This is a genomic window from Sutterella sp. AM11-39, assembly GCF_003472385.1.
GTDB lineage: Bacteria > Pseudomonadota > Gammaproteobacteria > Burkholderiales > Burkholderiaceae_F > Duodenibacillus > Duodenibacillus intestinigallinarum.
On sequence record NZ_QRLV01000004.1, the window covers coordinates 218,533 to 238,489 of the forward strand.

The window sequence follows — 19,957 nt, forward strand, 5'->3', positions numbered from 1 at the left end:
GACAGCGTTTTGTCTGCATCGGTTTTGTAATGACAACGGATATTCCTGAAGGCTCCTCAGAAACATTTAGCCTGGGTATTGACCTGGGCAGTACTACCGTCAAGTACGTCCTGCTCAGTCCCGACGGCTCCGTCCTGGCACACGCCTACCAGCGTCACGCAAGTGCCGTGACTCCCACGCTTATTTCTCTTCTGCAGGATCTGGTGCGCGCCTATCCGCATTTGAGCACGCGGGTTCGCCTGACCGGCTCCGGCGCCCTTTCTCTGAGCGAACGTCTCGGCATCGGCTTCGTGCAGGAAGTGATTGCCGCCGCTCAATACCTCCAGAATGCCGCCGCAGAAGACACTGAAGGCCATCCGGTGGACGCGGCCATTGAGCTTGGCGGAGAAGACGCAAAGATTCTCTATTTGACGGGCAGTCAGGAACTGCGCATGAACGAAGCATGCGCGGGCGGAACCGGCGCGTTCTTGGATCAAATGTCGGCCGCTTTGGGGCTGCCTCTGGACGAGCTCAACTGCCTGGCTGGCAAAGCCGCCACCTCTCACCCGATTGCCTCCCGCTGCGGCGTGTTTGCAAAAACTGACGTGGTCGGTCTCCTGAACTCGGGCATCCCCAAGTCCGAAATCGCCCGTTCCGTTTTCGACGCCGTTGCCGAACAAGCCGTGGGCGGCTTGTCATGCGGTCGTCCTCTGCAGGGACGCGTGGCGCTTTTGGGCGGTCCGCTCTCCTTTTTGAGCGAACTGCGCGCAGCCTTTGCTCGGCGCCTTGCCCGCAATTCCGTGAAGCTGGAGCTTTTTGCCGACGCACAGTACGCCGTTGCGCACGGTGCCGCACTGGAAAGTTCAACTCGGGGCGCTTACGCCGATGAACGCCTCTGGACGCTAGAAAACCTGATCGATGCCGTCGGTCGAGAAGCCGTCAACCTGGACAAACGCACCGGACCAAAACCGCTTTTTGACAACGAGGACGAGCGCCGCGCGTTTCTTTACCGTCACGCAAAAGCCCGCATCCCCACAATTGATCTTTCTCAGGCAAGCGGCGACCTTTTCTTGGGCATCGACCTTGGGAGCACCACTGCAAAGGGCGTCCTGATCACCTCGGACGGAGAAATCTGCTGCACCTGGTATGAAGGCAATCAGGGCGCTCCACTTCAGCAGCTCATGCCGCGTGTGAAGAAACTCACGGAGTCGCTGCCTGTCGCTGCACGCATCCGCTCGGTCCTGACCACCGGGTATGGTGCCGATCTGGCAGCAGCCGCTTTGGGCTCTTCGATGACAGAAGTCGAAACGCTTGCGCATCAAAAAGCGGCCAGTTCCTTTATTCCCGACGTGACCTTCGTAATCGACATCGGCGGTCAGGACATGAAGTGCCTGCAGGTCGAAAACGGTCTCATCACGTCCGTGGCTCTCAACGAAGCCTGTTCATCAGGGTGCGGCGCCTTCCTCGAGAGCTTTTCCAAGCAACTGGGACTTACTTTGCCCGAATTCGTTCAGGCGGCGCTTCGCTCCGAGCATCCGGTCGATTTAGGGTCTCGTTGCACCGTCTTTATGAATTCCAAAGTGCGTGAGGCACAGCGCGACGGTGCAAGCTCAGAAGACATTGCCGCCGGCCTATGCATTTCGGTCGTTCGCAATGCGCTCGAAAAGGTGCTACGCATCTCCTCTCCCGAAGACCTCGGCGACAAGGTTGTTGTTCAGGGCGGCACGTTTTTAAACGATGGCGTGCTGCGCGCCTTTGAAAAGTACACCGGTCTGCAGGTGATTCGTCCGCAGCTTTCGGGGCTTATGGGCGCCTACGGTGCTGCGCTTCTGGCCCGCGAGCGAACAAACGAACAGACACCGGTGTGGGAACCTTCGGCAGAACTGTTCGACACCTCGGACATCGTCAAGCGAGAGTTTCGCTGCCGCGGCTGCTCAAACAGCTGCGCCCTCACCTTGCATCGCTTTGCGTCAGGCAACAAATTTGTGAGCGGCAATCGATGCGAATTCGGTCTGAAGAGTCTCGGAAGCGGCAAGAAAAAGCATAAGGGCTTTGTTGATTGGAAAATCGAGCGTCTCTTTAGCGGCGAAGTGCTTCCCTTTGAGTCTGCCCCCATGGGCGAGATCGGAATTATGCGCGTGCTCAATACCTGGGAGCACTATCCGTATTGGCACGCCCTTTTCACCGAACTCGGTTTCCGCGTCGTTCTGTCCGATCCGACGACCGCCGCCATCATGGCCAAGGGCTCGGACACCGTGCCCTCCCAGTCGCTGTGCCTGCCCGCCAAGATCGCGCACGGTCATGCACTGTCGCTTGCCGAAAAAGGCGTGCGGAACATTTGGTTCCCCTGCATTCCCAAGGAAGAAAAACTCATTGCCGAAGCTGAAGACTCTTATGCCTGCCCCGTCGTCGGCGGCTACCCTGAGGCTCTGCGTCTGGCACTCGAAACGGCGGCCCCCAAGACTCGCATCCTGACGCCCTTTGTATCGATCGAAAAGTTTTCAACCGTCGCGCGCGCTTTGTGTGAAGCGTTCCCGCAGCTCAAGCACAAGGACGTTGTAAGGGCCTGCGAAAAAGCCTCTGCCGCGCTGAAAGCTTATCGTCATGACATCAAAGCCAAGGCGCTTGAAATCTGGAATGCGCCCGGCTTTGTCGTTGTGCTCGCCGGTCATCCCTATCACCTCGACAGCTACATTCATCACGGCATCCCGACTTTGATCGAATCGATGGGCGCACACGTGCTCACCGAAGACGCCGTGAGCTTCATCGCCCAAGATCTGCCCGGCAAGCGCGAGACGCTCGACGTTGTCAATCAATGGGCTTTCCACGGCCGACTCTATCGGTCGTTTGAAGCCATCGCCTCTCGCCCCGACACCGAACTCGTGCAGTTGGTGAGTTTCGGTTGCGGCATCGATGCCATCACAAGCGAACAGATGAAGCGCATCGCGCACAAGAATAAGCTGCTCTACACGATGCTAAAGATTGACGAGACAGATACGCTGGGCGCTGCCCGCATCCGTCTGCGCTCACTCTTTGCCGTGCACGGCGTCGAGGTTACGCCCCAGTCGATTGACGAGCTGCCCGACTTCGTCGAACCGAAGGTTCATGTCAAGGAGTCTCCGATCAGATTCTTCTCGCGCTTCTTCAAACCCGCTCCCACCGAAGCCGAACAGCTTGCGACCGCTCAGCAACGAGGACAGTCCCTCACTGCGCAGCAATTGCGCGAACGTACGCTTTACGTTCCTCAGATGGCACCGATTCATTTTCCGCTTCTGGTGCATGTTCTCAAGGACTTCGGCTACACGATGAAGCTTCTGCCGACCGTGTCCGATCATGCTGTCACGCTGGGCCTGCGCTACGTCAACAACGATGCCTGTTACCCGGCCATCGTCACGATTGGTCAGCTTCTCGAAGCCACGGAAGCCGAAGATTTCGTACCTGAAAAAAGCGCGATTCTTTTTAGCCAAACATGCGGACCGTGCCGCGCTACCAATTATCCGACGCTGCTTGACTGGGCCTTGCGCGACAAGGGCTTCCCGAATCTTCCGGTGCTTACACTTTCGGGCCGAGCCCTTACCGGCCACGCTCACCTCAAACTGGGACTCAAGGGGCTCAAGCGTCTTTCCATGGCGATCGTGCTCGGCGACGTATTGCAGCGCCTGTACCTGCATGCGCAGGCCGGAGAAATCGTCAAAGGCAGTGCAGACATCGCGCTTAAACTGGCTACGCCCACGGCTGCCAAAGCGGCAGCCACAGGCAAGCTCGAGGAGTTTGACGACGCTGTCCGAGAAATCGTTAACGTCTTTAACGCCGTTGAACTTGACGGCAAACAACGGCCAAAAGTCGGCATCGTCGGCGAAATTCTTCTGCAGTACCATCCCAAGGCCAATCTTGCGACAGCCGATCGTCTGCGCGAAGCCGGTGCCGAACCCATGCTGCCCGACCTGGCCACATTCTTCCTATACTGCTTGGCCGACCCCATCTGGCAGAGTCAGCATACCGAAGGCTCCAAACTGCGCGCCATCGTAAGCTCCTTCCTGTTGGGATACCTGGAAAAACTACGTTCCGTAGCGCAAGCGGCTATGGGCGAAGGCAACCCGCTCGGTCATATGCCTCCCTTGAATGCTTACCTCAAGCGCGTCGAGGGCATGGTTTCGCCGGGACAGCAAGCCGGTGAAGGATGGCTTCTGGCCGCTGAAATGGCTGAGTTCCTAGCAACCGGTACGGACAACGTCGTCTGTCTGCAGCCGTTCGGATGTCTTCCCAATCACATCACCGGCCGAGGCGTAATGTCGGCTCTTCGAGCGCGCTACCCCAAGGCCAACCTGATCGGCATCGACTTTGAAGGCGGCACGGCCGAGAGTAATGTCTCCAACCGTCTAAAACTCTTCATGACGCGAGCGCATCAACTCAAGGCCTCAGGAAAGCTTCACGTCGTTCCTAAAGACGCCAACACGAACCGCACCAATCAGGAAGGCTTTGAGCCGCAAAAGCACTCCGCCTAACCGAGCCAGGCGAGAAACGCGGCGTAATCGTCAAAATAGATCGCCGTCCGGGCTTTGATCTCTTCTGCATCCGGCACCGAATTCTCCTCTCGGATGCCGATGCAGACAAGGCCTGCTCGTACTGCCGCCTCCACCCCGGAGAGCGTGTCCTCTACAGCAAAGATCGCTTCAGCGGGCAGTCCCAGATAGTCAATCGCCTTGAGATAGCACTCGGGATCAGGCTTGATGTTGCGCACGTCCTCGGCGCATACAAAGTGTTCGAACACTTCGTTAAGATGAATCTCGTCGAGGATGTTCTGATTTTGTCGGCAGTAGATTTCGATGTTGGCGCGGCGCGTGGTCGTCGCTACCGCCATTCTCAAACCAAGACTCTTGATGCGCTTTAGCGCAGCTGCTGCGCCCTCACGCAAACGCACTTCCTCCCGCAGCATGCGGCGCGAAATTCGATAGCGGCGCGCATGCACCTCTTCAGCCGAAAGTGAGCAGCCGATTCTCTTGGCAAAGTCGCCGCAATAACAACGGTAAGGATTCTCTTGGTTCTTGTACCGCCTCAATGCAGCTTCACGAAATGCGTGACACTCGCGCGAATCAAGTCCCGGATATCCGAGTTCCGTCGCCAATTCCACATCCACCTTATTCCAGAGGTCGATCGTGTCGCCTAGCGTGCCGTCAAAATCAAAAATGGCTGCGGACTTACCGCGTAAGAAGTCTCGGGAAGAAATCATGCCGATGCTTTTGCTGAGAAGGGAAATACCGGCGGACATTCTATGTGTGCACCTCAGTTGACACAATATCGAGCCTTGTCAGGACAAGCGTAATAAGAATGGTTATCATTCTGCTTTGCAATTGTTAACCAAAGGAACTCAACGTGATTAAAACCATTATCGGCGTAGGTGGCATGTCCTGTCAGATGTGCGAAGCGCATATCAACGAGTCCGTTCGATCGGTTGTACCTGATGCAAAAACAATCCGTGCAAACCGCAAGACCCGTCAGGTCGTCATCGTATCCGAAGGTGTCATCGACAAGGCTGCCCTGCAACAGGCCATCGTCTCGCAAGGTTACGATTTTCTGTCCTACGAGTACGGCCCGTACGAATCCGAAAGCTTCATCGTCAAAATCAAAGGCCTTTTCTCGTAACATCAAAGTCTAAAATCTAACAAACTGTTCATGACCCTTTATAAAATTTAATTTCTTTTAAGATCAGTATGTTGGGTCAAATTTCTTTACAGCAATAAAAAACGGCTGCAGAAAAAACAGGCTCCAATAAAGTTTCATTAACGAACCTTTGTGTAGCCTACCTTCCGGCAGCCGTTGCGCGTCAATTGCGCTGTCAGATGGCAGGCCCCATACGATAACCACGCAAGTATTCGGGCACCGACTTTACGATCAGACCATCCACCGGTCCAATCTGTTCTTCGTCTTTTTCGGCATATTCGATGCTGTGCAGAAACACTCGAATCGCATTGAGGCGAGCTCGACGCTTGTCGTCGCTGCGAATGATCGTCCAAGGAGCAACAGGCGACTCGGTTTTGCGGAACATCTCTTCGATGGCAGCCGTGTAGTCGTCCCAGCGATCCAGCGAAGCAATATCCACCGGAGAAAGCTTCCAGCGGCGAACCGGATCAACGCGGCGCTGCTTGAATCGGCGCTTTTGCTCATCGCGGCTCACGTCCAGCCAGAACTTCGTGAGATGAATGCCGTGCTCAACAAGGCTGCGCTCAAAGGCCGGCACTTCGTTCAAAAAAAGCTGCGTCTGTTCGGGACGGCAGAACCCCATCACCGGTTCCACAACGGCGCGGTTGTACCACGAGCGGTCGAAGAAGACCACTTCACCGGGACTCGGAAGCTGCGCGACGTACCGCTGGAAATACCACTGACCAGCCTGAGCGTCCGTGGGTTTGGGAAGAGCGACCACGCGTGCGCCGCGAGGATTGATGTTCTGCGTAAAGCGAGAAATTGTACTTCCCTTACCGGCAGCGTCACGGCCTTCAAAGATCACGGCGATCTTTAGACCTGCATCCTTGACGTAGCGTTGCATCTTGAGCAACTCAACCTGCAGAGCGTACAGCTCTTCCTTATAAAGCGCGTCATCGTAGTTATGAAGATACGGAAAGACGCCCTTGCTGATGTCAGGCGAAAGCTCATCCATATTTCTGGTGTGGCGCGTCTTCATTTCGCCGTACTTCGCAAAGATGTCGGTGAGTAACCCCGCCAGCATATGATCACGAGAGCTCGGCTGCATGTTTTCAAAAACAAGTTGCGCCATCTCCTCGGCCGTAAGCTCGGTCTTCATCGCGCGCACCTGGCGCAGGATCTCCTTGATAACGCCCTCAACGTTTTCTTTAGGGTCAATCAGCGCGACGTCGCGAAACACCTTCTCCAAAGTGTCATTTAAGGTCGGAGCCTGCTTGTTGTCTTTGGCGTTCTTGCCGCCTTCGGCTTGATCCTTCTTCTTATCTTTATCGCTCATGAGCTCCCCTCCGGTTGAATTTTTCTGATGCAAGGCATTTTCCTTGCCGTTTTTAGGCTGATTTGTTAATCACAACACCAAACAAAGGGGATGTCAATGATTCGCTCGGCTTATTTTGCGGCAATCGCCGACTTTTGCGAACAAACTTTTGCAACGCAAAATTTTCTTATGAGCCAGTTATTTGCTAATATCGCCATTCTCTCAAAACGGAAGTGTGGCAGAGTGGTTGAATGCACCGGTCTTGAAAACCGGCGACGGTTAACCCCGTTCGTGAGTTCGAATCTCACCGCTTCCGCCAATTCGATTTACTCTTTCACTTCGCCTTTTTTTGGCGCAAACCTCCCTGGCCAGAGATTTCAGGCCCAAGCCTCTTTCTGAGTCCTATTCAAGACTGGCGTAGCCTTTGTCCAATGGATATTTCCGTACCGTTGCGGCCTCGTCACGGACGCCAGAGCCGAAGACGGCAGCGGTTCAGCCTATCACGATTGCGCACCGTTTCCAGCCGGGTCTTGCGGGCGTCCAAATGCAGCGTTCTGAAACTGTGCCAACAAAACAAAGCCGCCGACATTTCTGCCAGCGGCCGCTCTCACCTAAAGTCAGCTGAAATATTCGTGCTGCGTGAGAATGATGTTGTAGAGGAAGTAGATCAGCACGGCTGCTCCGGCAACACGCACCACAATTTCCAAAATTTTCTTGAATTTTTCGTTATCCATCGCTGTCTCTCATTACTTGGCGGTAGCGGCGGTAAATTCCTTCACGACAGCGGTGACACGCTCGATGAGCTCGTCAGCTTCGCGTCGTGCGATATTCAACGCAGGCACGATGCGGATGATGTTTCCTGCGGTCACAGAGAAAAGTACACGGTGCTTCAAGCCGATGGCCAAACACTGATGAGCCGGACGATCGAGGGCAATACCGATCATCAGGCCACGGCCGCGCACTTCAACAAAGCCGGGCACACCCTTCAGGGCCTTGCGGAACCCTTCCTGCAAATACTGCCCCATCTTTTCGGCATTGCTCACCAGCCGCTCATCTTCGATGATCTGAAGCACCGTCGTCGCAGCGCGCATTGCCAGCGGATTGCCGCCGAAGGTCGAGCCGTGATTGCCCGGGGCAAACACTCCGTAGGCCTTTTCGCCGCAGACGAGAGCGCCCACGGGAACGCCACCGCCCAAAGCCTTGGCTAGCGTCATCACATCCGGAACGATGCCGGAATGCTGATATGCAAACCATTTGCCCGTGCGGCCGATACCGCTTTGCACTTCATCAAGAATCATCAGCCAATCGTGGCGATCGCAAAGCTCGCGAATAGCACGCATCGTTTCATCCGGAATCGGAATAATGCCGCCTTCGCCCTGCACGGGTTCAAACATGACGGCACAGATACCCGGCGTCGTGGTCGCCAGTTTTTCAATCATCTCGACGTCGCCTGCGGGCACACGGATAAAGTCCGGCAGATACGGCGCGAAGTCTCGGCGCACGTTGGGGTTGCCCGTTGCCGAGAGCGTCGCGATCGAACGACCGTGGAACGCATGGTCAAACACAATGATCTTGGGCTCGTTGAAGCCCTTGAGATGCCCGTATTTGCGTGCAAGCTTGATGGCGGCTTCATTGGCTTCCAGGCCGGAATTGCAGAAGAAGCAACCGCGCAGGCCGCTTTTTTCGCAGAGCTTGGCGGCAACCTCTTCCTGCAGGTCAATGCGGAAATAGTTCGAGACATGAATCAGCTCGGACACCTGCTTTTGAAGCGCCGATACCAATCGGGGATGATTGTGCCCCACGGCATTAACGGCAATTCCCGCAAAGCCGTCAAGATAGACGTTGCCTTGCGTGTCGGTGAGCCATACGCCCTCCCCTTTTTGGAAACACACGGGAAGCGGCGAAAAAATCGGAAGCAGGTGCGACTTCGACATTTTTACTGGGCCCTCTGAAAGAGAAGTGCTTGGTCTGACAAATTCACAACAATCTGCAGTTCGTCTGCAGGGTGCTCCATTTTAGGCGGGATTACCGGTTTAGTTTTCCAGACATCCGTGTTTTTCATAATGAGCAAGTCGAGCCAATTTGTTTTGCTCATCAACAAAAAGCACCGTCGGCTTGTGCTCACGAGCTTCTTCAGGAGTTAACGTGCAGTAACTCATGATGATCACTTTGTCGCCCGTACAGGCGCAGCGAGCGGCAGCGCCGTTGAGACAAATGACACCGCTGCCGGCTTCACCGGCAATGGTATATGTCGCAAATCGCTCGCCGTTGTTGATGTTGACGATGTCGACTTTTTCGTACTCACAAATGCCGCTTGCCTTCAGAAGATCGCTGTCGATGGTAATCGATCCGACGTAGTTGAGTTCGGCCTGCGTAACGGTGGCGCGATGAATTTTCGCCTTGAGCATCTCAATTTGCATGGCTTTCTTCGGCAGTCCAGTAGAAATTGTCAATCAAGCGCGTCTTGCCGATATAAACGGCAATGGCAAACAGCACCGTACCCTCAACCTTATGCACCGGTTCGATCGTGTCGGCGTTTACCGCCTGAACATAGTCAATGCGGGCCAAGGGTTCGCTTTTGATAACTTCCTCAATGCGGGCCATCACCTGATCCGCGTCGGTTGATCCGTCTTCAAGCAGCTTGCGGCCTTCGGCAAGCGAGCGGGAGAGCACCAGCGCGGCAGCGCGTTCCTGCTCATTCAAATACGTATTGCGGCTTGACTTCGCCAGTCCATCGGCTTCGCGTACGATCGGGCAACCGACGACTTGCACGGGCATATTGAGGTCCGAAACCATCTGCCGAATTACGGCAAGCTGCTGCGCATCTTTCTGCCCGAAATACGCACGATCTGGCAGTGCAATGTTCATGAGCTTACAAACCACGGTTGCAACACCGCGGAAATGAATCGGACGACTGCGGCCGCACAATTCTTTCGTCAGACCTTCGACCGTTACCCATGTGCGGGTTCCTTCGCCGTACATATCTGCCGGTTGCGGAGCAAAAACCAGATTTCCGCCGCACTCTTTGATAAGAGCCGTATCGTGATCAATGTCGCGCGGATAGGATTCCAGATCTTCGTTCGGGCCGAACTGCGTGGGATTGACGAATACCGACACCACCACACGGTCACATTCGGCTGCAGCCCGACGAATCAGACTTGCATGACCTTCATGTAAATATCCCATCGTCGGCACCAGACCGATCGTCAATCCCTGTCGCTTCCAAGCGATCACTTGCGCCTGCACCTGAGCAGGCTTGGACAAAATCATGAGTTCCATTTTTTGATCCGATACAGCGGATTTAAATTATCTTTAGCAGCAATTATTAACAGAAGCGGTTATCTTCAGGAAAAAGTCTCTTTTTCCGACGGAAACTCTCCGCCTTTGACGGCTTCATCGTAGGCATTGAATGCTGCGCGCATCGTATCACCCACCTGTGCAAAACGGCGAACAAACTTCGGACCGTAGTCGCAGTACTGACCCAGCATATCCTGCGTCACGAGCACCTGCCCGTCGCAGTCCACGCCCGCACCGATGCCGATCGTCGGGATGTGCAGCGTTTGCGTGATTTCGGACGCAAGTCCCGCAGGCACGCATTCGAGTACAACCGCAAAAGCACCTGCTTCCTGCACGGCCAGTGCGTCCTGAAAGACTCGTTCGGCCGCTTCATCGCCCCTGCCCTGAACCTTAAAACCGCCATACTGCATGACCGACTGCGGCGTCATGCCGACATGTCCCATCACGGGAATACCTGCCGCAACAATCCTTGCGATTGTTTCGCGGATGGATTGGCCACCTTCGAGCTTAACGGCATTGCAATGCGTTTCTTTGAGAATACGCCCCGCATTGCGCACGGCCTCTTCGATCGTGACCTGATAGCTCATAAAAGGCATATCAACCACGACCATCGTATTTTTCACGCCGCGCACAACGGCTGCACCGTAGGTGATCATGTCATCAACCGTAACGGCAAGCGTATCCGGATAGCCCAGCATGACATTGCCGAGGCTGTCGCCCACGAGAATCGCATTGACCGAACTTTCTTCAATCAGACGCGCCGTGGTGTAGTCGTAGCACGTGAGCATTGAAATGCGTTTGCCTTCAGCCTTCATGGCGCCGAATGTGGCAACCGTTGTTTTTGATTTTTGCGTGGTCATTCGTATCGTAAATCTCAAATATTGCGCGCGTAGGAAATCAGAAGCGCTTCAATCATTGTCTTGGCATTGAGCGGATGCTCGGAAACACGTCGGATATCCCGAACCGAATTGATCCAAGTATAGAGTCCCGTCGGATTGGCCGCCTGTGCGATAGTCTTAATTTCTTCTGCAAATTCAGGGAAGTACTGTGGCTCACAGCCCACTTTGGCGCTTGCCAAATCCCAGCCCCAACGTGACAGGAAAAGCGCAGCGGCCGAAAGCGTCACGTCCTTGTCTGCTACAGAAAGAGCCTGCGCGGGCGGCGCCGCGTGACCAAGTTTCAGATAGGCCAGAAAACGTTCACGCGTCTCATCGGCAAGCCGAAAGCGAGCGTCTTCGTCAAACACAGCAAGCGGCATTCCGCCGGCTTCGGTCAACTTGCGCTCTGCATCCTGCACGCCCTGACTCTTAAGCCATTCGAGCGCCTGCTCGCGAGTGGGTGCTCCGGCGCGAATCAGACGGCAGCGGGAACGAATCGTCGGCAGTACGCGGTCAATTTCATCGGCAACGAGCATGAAGACGGTGTTTTCCGGCGGCTCCTCAAGGCTCTTTAAAAGCGAGGCGGCGGCTTCGGCACGAATTCGATCGGCCGGATAAACCAGAACGATGCGAACGCCGCCTTCATGACTCTTGAGATTTAAGAAATCAGTGAGCGCTCGCGTTTGGTGAATCAGAATTTCGCGATAGACGGTCTTACGATCGCTCGCGGCAGTATCGGGCGGCACAAACGGAATTTCTCTCGGCAGACTTTCGGCTTCGCTTACCACGTAGCGAATGTCGGGGTGTGTTCCTGCACGAACCAGATGACAGCCGTGGCAACGTCCGCAGGGCGTGCCGTCGGCGGCTGGCTGCGTGCATAAAAGCGACTTTGCAAAGGCCTGCACCAGATCAAAAATTCCCGCTCCGCGGGGACCATAGACAAGAAGCCCGTTGGGCAATCTGTCCCTTAGGTCGAGCAGCGCCTTTTCAAGCGCATCCTGCCAGGGATAAAGCTTGATAGACATTAAAGCCATCCTTTTGCTTCATCAAGAAGCTGAGCGGTGATCGCCTCCGGCGTTTGCCCCGCATCCAGAACAAAGAAGCGCTCCGGAGAAGCTGCGGCGCGGGCCAGATAGGCTTTGCGCACACGCGTGAAGAAGTCGCAGTCCTGCGTCTCGAAGCGATCGGCCGTGCGCGAAAGCGCCAGACGGCGAGCCGCTGTCTGTGGATCCAAATCGAAAAGCACCGTTTTGTTGGGCTGAAACCCCTTTTGAACGATGGCTTCCAGCTGCAAAACGTACTCGGCCTCATAACCCTTGGCGCCCACCTGATATGCGTAGGTGGCATCCGTAAAGCGATCGGAGAGCACCCAGGCGCCACGCTCAAGCGCAGGAAGAATCACGTCGCGGATATGCTGCGCGCGCGAGGCAAAAAAGAGCAACGTCTCGGCCGTCACGTCCATTTCATCGTTTAGCAGCATAGCTCGGATCTTTTCGCCAAGCGGCGTACCGCCTGGTTCGCGGGTACGGACGACTTCGATGCCGTGATCAAGCAGAAAGCGATGCAACGCCTCAATCTGGGTGGTTTTCCCCGCGCCGTCGATTCCTTCAAAAGTGATGAATTTTCCTCGTACCATGATGTCTCATCGTGCGTCTTTCTGACGCTTTTGTAAGGCGCGGGCCTTGCGAGCCGGCGCTTTTTGATATTTTTCGACCGCGCGGTTGTGTTCCGTCAGCGTCTTGGAAAAATGCGTCGTGCCGTCTCCGCGCGCCACAAAATACAAGAACTTCGTGTCCTGCGGATTCAAAGCGGCATGAATGGATGCCGCCGAAGGCATCGAAATGGGCGTCGGAGGCAGTCCCGCATTGAGGTAGGTATTGTAGGGCCCCGGCTGCTGCAAGTCGCGTCGCTTAAGGTTGCCGTCAAAGCTCTCGCCGATGCCGTAAATGATCGTGGGATCGGTCTGCAGCGGCATGCGCAAACGCAAGCGGTTGTTGAACACTGAACTCACAAGCGCCCGGTCAGCGCGCATTGACGTTTCCTTTTCGATGATGCTTGCCAAGATCAGAGCTTCGTACTTGGTTTTGACCGCAGCAAGCGGGCTTTTCTTCTCCCACTCATCATTGAGAATGCGCATCTGTTCACGATAAGCCGCGCGGTACACGTCGATGTCGGTCAACCCCGTGCGAAAGCTGTAGGTTTCGGGCGCAAACACGCCTTCCAAGTGGGGCTCCTGTATGCCCAGCACCGATCGCAACTGCATGTCCGACATGCCGGCCGTCTTGATTTCGATGTCGGGCAGCGCCGTCACCGCCTTTCTCAATTCCCACAGCGGCATGCCGTCGGCAATGCGGAAGGAAAACTTCTCCACATCCGATCGTTGCAGTTTGTCAACAATGTCCGCAAGTGTCATCCCCGGCGTAAAACGATAGCGACCGGCATGAATCGAAAGCGCCGTTCCCTGCACGCGCAACAGGCCGATTAGCGTATCGGGCGAAACGCCGATGCCCGCCTGCGCAATGCGGTTGGCAATTGCGCGACCTGAAGCTCCCGTCGGGACCGTCACATCAACGTAACTGACGCCTTCGGGCAAATCGACCGAGCGTTTGAAGTACCACCAATACGGCAATGTGCAGCACAGCGCCACGACGACGAGCACCACCGCCAGCTTGGCCCAGAGGCTCTTGCATATCTGCGGCAGCAGCGGGTTTTCAGTCGTTTCCTTGGTCTTGGAATCGACAGCACCGGTTTCGTCCGATTCCGGCAAAGACTTCTCGGCGTGTGTTTCGTCCTGAGCCTGGTCCGATTTCGACGCGCTCGCCTGCTCCTTTCTCTCCGTCTTTTCGAGCGGCTGCACGACTTGTTCAGAATCTTTTGCCTGCTCTTGCGGCGCTTTTTCTTGCTGAGCCCTGGCCGCCGGTATTTCGACTTCGTCTTCTCTTACGGGCACAGACAGTTCTTGATCAGACTGTGCTTGCTTGGTTTCCCGCTTTACCGACGCTTCCGTCGCAGAAGGCACCGAAACTGGCTCCTGAGTCACCGCAGTCGGCGTCTCGACAGCACCCCGTTCGCTTTGAGCGGAGACTGCCGGCGCATCAACCGGCTGTTTAGTTTCAATGGAAGCCTCCGGCTCGGACAAAGTCACAGTCGGTTCCGAGACTTGCGTCATAACGGAGTTTGCTTTGACACTTGTCTTTATTTCAGGCGTCTCGTAGACAAGAGACTCAACTTCTTGAATAGAAACTTTCTGCGTCTTGGGCTCAGCCGGAATTTCGCTCGACGGCTGCTGCGCCACCTTCGTTTTGCGCGACGTCTTGCGAGGCGCGGCAGCCTTTTTCACGCCGGTCGTTTTACGCGCGCGAGGAGCTTTCTTTTCCGCAGTTGATTTACGGGGCTTTCGAGCCGGTTTTTCAGAAGGCTTCTCGGAGCCGGCGCCGGCCTCGGGCGCCTTTTCAAGGTTTTTATTGTCAGTCTCGGAACTCACGCGGATCGTCTCTCAGAAATGGAATCGGCAGATTCGCCGAAGAAAACCAGGGCATCGCGCGTTTTAGCTATCGAATCAGGCCAGCACGCGGCGTCATGTCGACCGTGCATGCTTCAGAGAAAACGAGGAGCTCGAGTACAATACGCGCACAAAGCAAAAGGGCGCCGTTCTCCTCCTTTCTGCGGAGATGCGCCGTTTCAAACCACAGTTTGCGAATCTAAATGACTGATGCGAATTCTACGGTAGGAACGCTTTCCTGCCTAAGCTCTCTTGCGCTCATTACCGTTTCCGGCGCAGATCGTTTCACTTTTTTACAAGGTCAGCTCACCAATGACGTCACCAAGCTCGGCAACGGGCTCATGCCGGCCGGTTACTGCTCGCCCAAGGGCCGACTGTTGGCTACGCCGCGCCTGTTCCAGGAAGGCGACACCATCGGCATGATCGTAGCGGCCTCCAACGCCGACTATCTCGTCAAGCGTCTCAAGATGTACGTGCTGCGCAGCAAGGTGACGATCGAGCGTGCTGCGGATCGTGAAGTGGCGGGTTTTGTCGGCTCGACTCCGACAAATCTCGGCGACGGTGCGCTTGTTTTCGAATTGCCCTGCGCTCTGCCGCAGGCGCGCATTGCCGCGGCACTGCCGAGCGGTCTGGGGCTGGCAATTGTTCCGAAAGGAACCGCTTGCGCCGGCTCGGAACCCCTCTGGTGGGCCGCCTGCGCCGCTGCCGGTCAATCCTGGGTGTTTGGCGAAACGGCAGAGCGCTTCACGCCGCACGCCGTCAATTTGGATCTCATCGGAGGCATCTCCTTTAATAAGGGCTGCTACACCGGCCAGGAAGTGGTTAGCCGCATCGAGCACATCGGCAAGACGAACCGCCGTACCGTTTTGCTTGCGGCCAACGATCCGCTTGAACTCGCGCCCGGTACCGATCTGACGGACAATCAAGGTCAAGTCGTGGCAACGGTGCTCTACGGCGCCAAGCTTGCCGACCGTACTCTCCTTCTGGCAGAAGTTTCCGCCGAGACGGCTCAAAGCGAAGCTGCGCTCGTTACAACAGCGGCAACACTGCACCGTCTGCCCCTGCCCTACGGCTGGACCCGCACCAAATAAGTCAAAAATAACGAGGAAAGCGGCACGGGCCGCTTAAAGAATCACCATGGCAAAGATTACGATCCACACTCCCGAAGAAATCGAGGCGATGCGCCGCGTCGGCTCCGAAGCGGCCGATCTTCTTGACTTCATCACGCCTCACGTCAAGGCCGGCGTGAGTACCCTGGCGCTCGATGAGCTCATGCTCGACTACACGGTCAACGTGCTCAAGGCAAAGTCCGCCTGTCTGGGGTACAACCCGGGCGGCAACGGCATTCCCTACCCCCGAGCCACCTGCATTTCCGTCAACAACGTGATCTGCCACGGCATCCCGAGCGAGAAAAAGATTCTTAAAAACGGTGACATCGTCAACATTGACGTCACCATTGAAAAGGACGGCTTCTTCGGTGACAACTCGCGTATGTTCATCATCGGCAAGCCCACGATTGCCGGCAAACGACTTGTGGATGCAACCTGGGGCTGTATGTGGGCGGGCATCGAAGAGGTGCGTCCGGGCAAGTGCTTCAATGACATCGGCATAGCATGTCACAACTTCGTCAAACCCATGGGCCTTTCGATCGTGCACGAATACGGTGGCCACGGCATCGGTCGTGTTTTTCACGGCGAACCGCATGTCTGCCACGTGCCCATCAGCACGCCGACGGCCAAATTCGAGCCGGGGATGATCTTTACCGTCGAACCTATGGTGAACGCCGGCAAGCGCCACATCATGGATCTCAACGACGGCTGGACGGTCGTCACCAAGGACCGCAGTCTGTCGGCTCAGTGGGAGCTTGAAGTGGTCGTGACCGAAACCGGTTACGACATTCTTACCGTTTCCAAGGGCATGCCCGAGCCGCCGACCTGGGTCAAAGGCTGGAAGAAGCCCAGCTTCGACTAAACAAGACAGAAAACGGGAGCAGTTGCAACACTGCTCCCGTTTCGTTTTGGCTTCCGACTTCTCGCTCGTCAGAGACCGAGCATGCTCTTTTTGAGCTTGTCGTCAATCGCGTTTTCGCCCAGCCAGATTCGCAGGACCGAGTCAAAAAGCTTCTTACCGCCAATGTTGTCGGCCACAAGCTTGCCGTTGACAAGCACCGATGTGGTCTTGCCCGAGAAGTCAAAGTCCACCAGGTCGCCTTCCTTGACGTCACCGATTTTATTCATCGCATTGATGAGCTTGGAAAGTTCCGGTGCGATTTCTTTGCGGGTTGCCTCATCGGTGTTGTCCTGCAGACCTTCTTCCAAAGCCGAGACAAAGCTCTTGGCAGAAACGTCACGCAGCAGCCCCAGGCGTACGCGCGCAGCACCGTTTTGCTCAAGCACGCCTTGGGCGGTCTGAGCCTTCTGCGGCACGTAAAGGCCTGCTGCGTATACCTTGAAGAACACCTTCTTTCTCAAGCCTGCGCCGTTGAGCTGCAGCGTTGTCTGACCGACGACAGCGGAGTCTTCGTAGCGAATCGATTCGACATTGACATCGGCCCAGACATTGAACGCAAAACCGAACGTCAAAAAGCCCGCGATCACTTTCTTAATCATCTTTTTTCCTTCCCAGAATCAAAATAAGGCGAAGTGTGCCTGAACCGACTTCTCTTCGCACGACCGCCTAACCTTTAGTTTCCTTTTGCTAAGGCCGCGCACACTCTAGAATTTGTCTTTGTCACGAATTTTGGGAACTCGCATCATGGCGTCCGAACGCAACTTTTCCGTCAAACCGTACATCAACCTCCGAGAAAAGCTTGCCCAAAACTTTTCGGCGCACCCCCAGGTCGGACTTTATTTGCGGCACCATACTGCCGTCATCGACAAATTCGTCAAAGATTGCGCCGCGTTTGCCAAAGTTCCCCCCACCTGCGCGATCGCCGCGCTCGGCGGCTACGGCCGCAGAGAAATGTTCCCGTACTCGGATATCGACGTGGCGGTGCTCACCCCCGAAGGCCTCTCGCAAGCCGATCAGACCGCCATTGCGGAGTTCGTCACATTGCTCTGGAGCCTGGGACTGACGGTCGGCACCAATGTCCGAACCAAAGCCGAAACGCTCAAAATCACCGCCTCCGACATCACGGCGGCAACCGCCTTTTTGGAGGCGCGATGGATCTACGGAAACAAAGCTCTTTTTAAGGACACCCACGACACTTTTTTGCAGGAGCTCGACAGCCGCATGTTTTTCCGCAGCAAAATGCTCGAAATGCGGCAGCGTCACCAAAAATACGGCGACACTCCCTATGCCCTCGAACCCAACATCAAGGAAGGTTTGGGCGGTCTGCGCGACCTGCAGGTGTTTCTGTGGTACGCCAAAGCCGCCGGTTACGGCACATCCTGGAAAGAAATGGCTCAGGCAGGACTCATCACCGGCACAGAGGCCTATCACTTCACGCAATGCACGCACTTTCTGCGAGAACTGCGCATCCGCCTGCATCTCATCTGCGGCCGCCATGAAGACCGTCTGATTTTCGACGTGCAGACAGCGCTCGCAAAAAACGCCGGCTACAAACCCAAAGGGTCGCTGCTTCCGAGCGAAGCACTCATGAAGCGCTTCTATCTCAACGCTAAGAACATCGTTCAGCTCACGCAGATCCTGGTGGCTGCCATCACCGAAAAGCTTTTCCGGCAGGCCGCGCCGCGTTTTGTGAAGAGCATCGACAATGTCTTCATCGCCCGCGGAGACATTCTCGACATCAAGAGCCGAGACGACTTTCGCAAAGACTCAACAAATATGATCCGAGCTTTCGTGCTCTTTGCCTTGCATCGGGAGTTCAAGCGCATGTCGACGAATCTGCTGCGAGCGCTCTGGCACGAACGCTCCTCGATCGACACGGAATTTCGAAGCAACCCGATCAACAAAAAGCTCTTTCTCGATACGGTCAAACTGCGCTACGGTCCCTATCATTTTCTAAAGAACCTCAACACATGGGGCATTCTCGGACGCTTCCTGCCCGTCTGGCGACGCATCGTCGGACAGATGCAACACGATCTTTTTCACATTTACACGGTCGATCAGCACACGCTCGGCGTCGTCAAATATCTCCGCCGCCTGTCGCACTCTTCCTACGCGCACGAATACCCCTTGTGCTCGCAGATCATGAACGATATCGAAAAGCCCTGGCGTCTGACACTTGCCGGACTTTTTCACGATATTGCCAAAGGTCGCGGAGGAAGCCACTCCGAGCTTGGCGCCAAGGAAGTCAAAGCTTTTGCCTCCAACTTCGGAATCAATCCGCAGGACGCTGATTACATGGAGTTTCTGGTGGCGCAGCACCTCCTGATGAGCACGGTTGCACAGCGCGAAGACATCACCAATCCGGAAGTGGTCGAACGCTTTGCCTCAAAGGTCGGCAACAAGGAGCGACTCGACGGTCTGTATCTTTTGACCGTCTGCGACATCCGCGCCACCAGTCCCAAGGTCTGGAACGCATGGAAGTATCAGCTTCTCACGGATCTCTACCACAGCACATTGCTGTGCCTGGAAGCAGGTGGCGAACCCAAAACGCGGGCGGGCATTTTCGATGAACACCGCAAGAAGGCCTGCGAACTGATCGCGCAGACCGGCATGACCGAAGATGTAAGAGACGCTTTCTGGAAGGAACTCAACATCGTCTACTTTCTTCGCCATTCGCCCCAGGACATCGCCTGGCACACGGTGGAACTCGCCGGATGCTCCCGCTCGCAAGACCCCGTCGTCAAGTGCCGTGCGCGCCGCAAGGGCAACGTCTGCAAGGTACTTGTCTACACGCACGACCAAAAAGATCTCTTTGCCCGCGTGGTGGCTTTTTTCGAGCGCGAAGGTCTTTCGATTCTCGACGCGCGCATTCACACGACCGTCCACGGCTGGGCGCTGGACACATTCCTCGTACAGGATAAGCGCGGGCGCGATCTTAAAGCTCTCGGAGCAAGCATCGAAAAAAATCTTGCAAACGTCATCAGCTCGGCCAAGCCGCTACCCGAACCCAAAAAAGGAAAGCTCTCTCGCCGCGGCAGAAGTTTCCCTGTGACGCCGATCGTCGAAATTGAGCGCGACGAGAGTCAGCGCAGCTGGGTGCTGCGCATCACCTGCAACGACCGTATCGGCCTTTTGTTTGCCATCGCCGTCGTGTTGGCACGGCACGGCATCAACCTTGCCACCGCCAAGATCTCCACGCTCGATGAGCGCGTCGAAGACGTATTTTTGATTGACGGACCGGCGCTGCAAAATCCCGAAGGCGTTGTGCAGGTGGAAAACGAGTTGATTGACGCCTTGATGAACGCAGCCTGATTCGGTTGCACAAACGACAACGCC

At 55.7% G+C, this 19,957-nt stretch carries 15 protein-coding genes and 1 tRNA gene; 6 read left to right on the top strand and 10 right to left on the bottom strand.

Going from position 1 to position 19,957, the window contains the following annotated elements:
* Window positions 1-29 precede the first annotated feature (29 nt).
* Window positions 30-4,484, top strand: coding sequence for an acyl-CoA dehydratase activase (locus tag DW133_RS05345; RefSeq protein ID WP_118275607.1), 4,455 nt, complete (start codon window positions 30-32; stop codon window positions 4,482-4,484).
* Here the strand turns inward: DW133_RS05345 and DW133_RS05350 are convergent.
* Window positions 4,481-5,248: an HAD family phosphatase gene (locus DW133_RS05350; protein WP_118275608.1), complete on the bottom strand. Its 768-nt coding sequence runs from the start codon at window positions 5,246-5,248 to the stop codon at window positions 4,481-4,483. The genes DW133_RS05345 and DW133_RS05350 overlap by 4 nt on opposite strands.
* A 104-nt stretch (window positions 5,249-5,352) precedes the next feature.
* Between DW133_RS05350 and DW133_RS05355 the strand changes: the two genes are divergently transcribed.
* Window positions 5,353-5,622, top strand: coding sequence for a heavy-metal-associated domain-containing protein (locus DW133_RS05355; RefSeq protein WP_118275609.1), 270 nt, complete (start codon window positions 5,353-5,355; stop codon window positions 5,620-5,622).
* A gap of 193 nt (window positions 5,623-5,815) precedes the next feature.
* Here DW133_RS05355 and ppk2 read toward each other — a convergent pair whose 3' ends face one another.
* Window positions 5,816-6,955, bottom strand: coding sequence for a polyphosphate kinase 2 (gene ppk2 / locus DW133_RS05360; protein WP_233542123.1), 1,140 nt, complete (start codon window positions 6,953-6,955; stop codon window positions 5,816-5,818).
* Window positions 6,956-7,163: 208 nt separating this feature from the next.
* On the opposite strand from ppk2, the gene DW133_RS05365 reads away from it, so the two are divergent.
* A tRNA-Ser gene (locus DW133_RS05365) sits at window positions 7,164-7,253 on the top strand.
* A 427-nt stretch (window positions 7,254-7,680) separates the two neighbouring features.
* Here DW133_RS05365 and DW133_RS05370 read toward each other — a convergent pair.
* From DW133_RS05370 to mltG, 7 genes are all read right to left on the bottom strand, one after another.
* Entirely contained in the window at window positions 7,681-8,868 is a 1,188-nt protein-coding gene (locus DW133_RS05370) for an aspartate aminotransferase family protein (protein ID WP_118275610.1), read from the bottom strand.
* A gap of 99 nt (window positions 8,869-8,967) precedes the next feature.
* Window positions 8,968-9,354: an aspartate 1-decarboxylase gene (gene panD / locus DW133_RS05375; RefSeq protein WP_118275611.1), complete on the bottom strand. Its 387-nt coding sequence runs from the start codon at window positions 9,352-9,354 to the stop codon at window positions 8,968-8,970.
* Window positions 9,344-10,213 carry a pantoate--beta-alanine ligase gene (panC, locus tag DW133_RS05380; RefSeq protein ID WP_233542124.1) on the bottom strand — a complete coding sequence of 290 codons (870 nt, stop codon included), beginning with the start codon at window positions 10,211-10,213 and terminating at the stop codon, window positions 9,344-9,346. The genes panD and panC overlap by 11 nt, the downstream gene beginning before the upstream one ends.
* A gap of 65 nt (window positions 10,214-10,278) precedes the next feature.
* The gene (gene panB, locus DW133_RS05385) at window positions 10,279-11,091 is read right to left on the bottom strand and encodes a 3-methyl-2-oxobutanoate hydroxymethyltransferase (RefSeq protein WP_118275612.1); all 813 of its coding nucleotides are present in this window, start codon (window positions 11,089-11,091) and stop codon (window positions 10,279-10,281) included.
* Between the two features lie 14 nt (window positions 11,092-11,105).
* Window positions 11,106-12,134, bottom strand: a complete 1,029-nt coding sequence (locus tag DW133_RS05390; RefSeq protein WP_158571124.1) for a DNA polymerase III subunit delta — start codon at window positions 12,132-12,134, stop codon at window positions 11,106-11,108.
* Complete coding sequence (tmk, locus tag DW133_RS05395; RefSeq protein ID WP_118275614.1) at window positions 12,134-12,745, bottom strand: dTMP kinase; 612 nt, start codon at window positions 12,743-12,745, stop codon at window positions 12,134-12,136. Before tmk ends, DW133_RS05390 begins: the two co-directional genes overlap by 1 nt.
* A gap of 6 nt (window positions 12,746-12,751) precedes the next feature.
* Entirely contained in the window at window positions 12,752-14,593 is a 1,842-nt protein-coding gene (gene mltG / locus DW133_RS05400; RefSeq protein WP_118275615.1) for an endolytic transglycosylase MltG, read from the bottom strand.
* A 221-nt stretch (window positions 14,594-14,814) separates the two neighbouring features.
* Here mltG and DW133_RS05405 point away from each other — a divergent pair, with 221 nt between their 5' ends.
* Both DW133_RS05405 and map read left to right on the top strand, forming a co-directional pair.
* The gene (locus tag DW133_RS05405) at window positions 14,815-15,702 is read left to right on the top strand and encodes a folate-binding protein YgfZ (RefSeq protein WP_118275616.1); all 888 of its coding nucleotides are present in this window, start codon (window positions 14,815-14,817) and stop codon (window positions 15,700-15,702) included.
* A gap of 46 nt (window positions 15,703-15,748) precedes the next feature.
* Window positions 15,749-16,582 (top strand): type I methionyl aminopeptidase, encoded by an 834-nt coding sequence (gene map, locus DW133_RS05410; RefSeq protein ID WP_118275617.1) that lies wholly within the window; start codon window positions 15,749-15,751, stop codon window positions 16,580-16,582.
* A 68-nt stretch (window positions 16,583-16,650) separates the two neighbouring features.
* Here the strand turns inward: map and DW133_RS05415 are convergent, their stop codons facing one another.
* Window positions 16,651-17,220 carry a chalcone isomerase family protein gene (locus tag DW133_RS05415; protein WP_118275618.1) on the bottom strand — a complete coding sequence of 190 codons (570 nt, stop codon included), beginning with the start codon at window positions 17,218-17,220 and terminating at the stop codon, window positions 16,651-16,653.
* A 145-nt stretch (window positions 17,221-17,365) separates the two neighbouring features.
* On the opposite strand from DW133_RS05415, the gene DW133_RS05420 reads away from it, so the two are divergent.
* Entirely contained in the window at window positions 17,366-19,933 is a 2,568-nt protein-coding gene (locus DW133_RS05420; RefSeq protein WP_118275619.1) for a [protein-PII] uridylyltransferase, read from the top strand.
* The last annotated feature ends 24 nt before the right edge of the window (window positions 19,934-19,957 follow it).

Coding starts and splice junctions, on each gene's coding strand:
- DW133_RS05345 (WP_118275607.1), top strand. CDS start 30: ATGACAACGGATATTCCTGAAGGCTCCTCAGAAACATTTAGCCTGGGT.
- DW133_RS05405 (WP_118275616.1), top strand. CDS start 14,815: ATGACTGATGCGAATTCTACGGTAGGAACGCTTTCCTGCCTAAGCTCT.
- DW133_RS05390 (WP_158571124.1), bottom strand. CDS start 12,134: ATGTCTATCAAGCTTTATCCCTGGCAGGATGCGCTTGAAAAGGCGCTG.
- ppk2 (WP_233542123.1), bottom strand. CDS start 6,955: ATGAGCGATAAAGATAAGAAGAAGGATCAAGCCGAAGGCGGCAAGAAC.
- panB (WP_118275612.1), bottom strand. CDS start 11,091: ATGACCACGCAAAAATCAAAAACAACGGTTGCCACATTCGGCGCCATG.
- panC (WP_233542124.1), bottom strand. CDS start 10,213: ATGGAACTCATGATTTTGTCCAAGCCTGCTCAGGTGCAGGCGCAAGTG.
- panD (WP_118275611.1), bottom strand. CDS start 9,354: ATGCAAATTGAGATGCTCAAGGCGAAAATTCATCGCGCCACCGTTACG.
- DW133_RS05420 (WP_118275619.1), top strand. CDS start 17,366: ATGGCGTCCGAACGCAACTTTTCCGTCAAACCGTACATCAACCTCCGA.
- DW133_RS05350 (WP_118275608.1), bottom strand. CDS start 5,248: ATGTCCGCCGGTATTTCCCTTCTCAGCAAAAGCATCGGCATGATTTCT.
- map (WP_118275617.1), top strand. CDS start 15,749: ATGGCAAAGATTACGATCCACACTCCCGAAGAAATCGAGGCGATGCGC.
- tmk (WP_118275614.1), bottom strand. CDS start 12,745: ATGGTACGAGGAAAATTCATCACTTTTGAAGGAATCGACGGCGCGGGG.
- DW133_RS05415 (WP_118275618.1), bottom strand. CDS start 17,220: ATGATTAAGAAAGTGATCGCGGGCTTTTTGACGTTCGGTTTTGCGTTC.
- DW133_RS05370 (WP_118275610.1), bottom strand. CDS start 8,868: ATGTCGAAGTCGCACCTGCTTCCGATTTTTTCGCCGCTTCCCGTGTGT.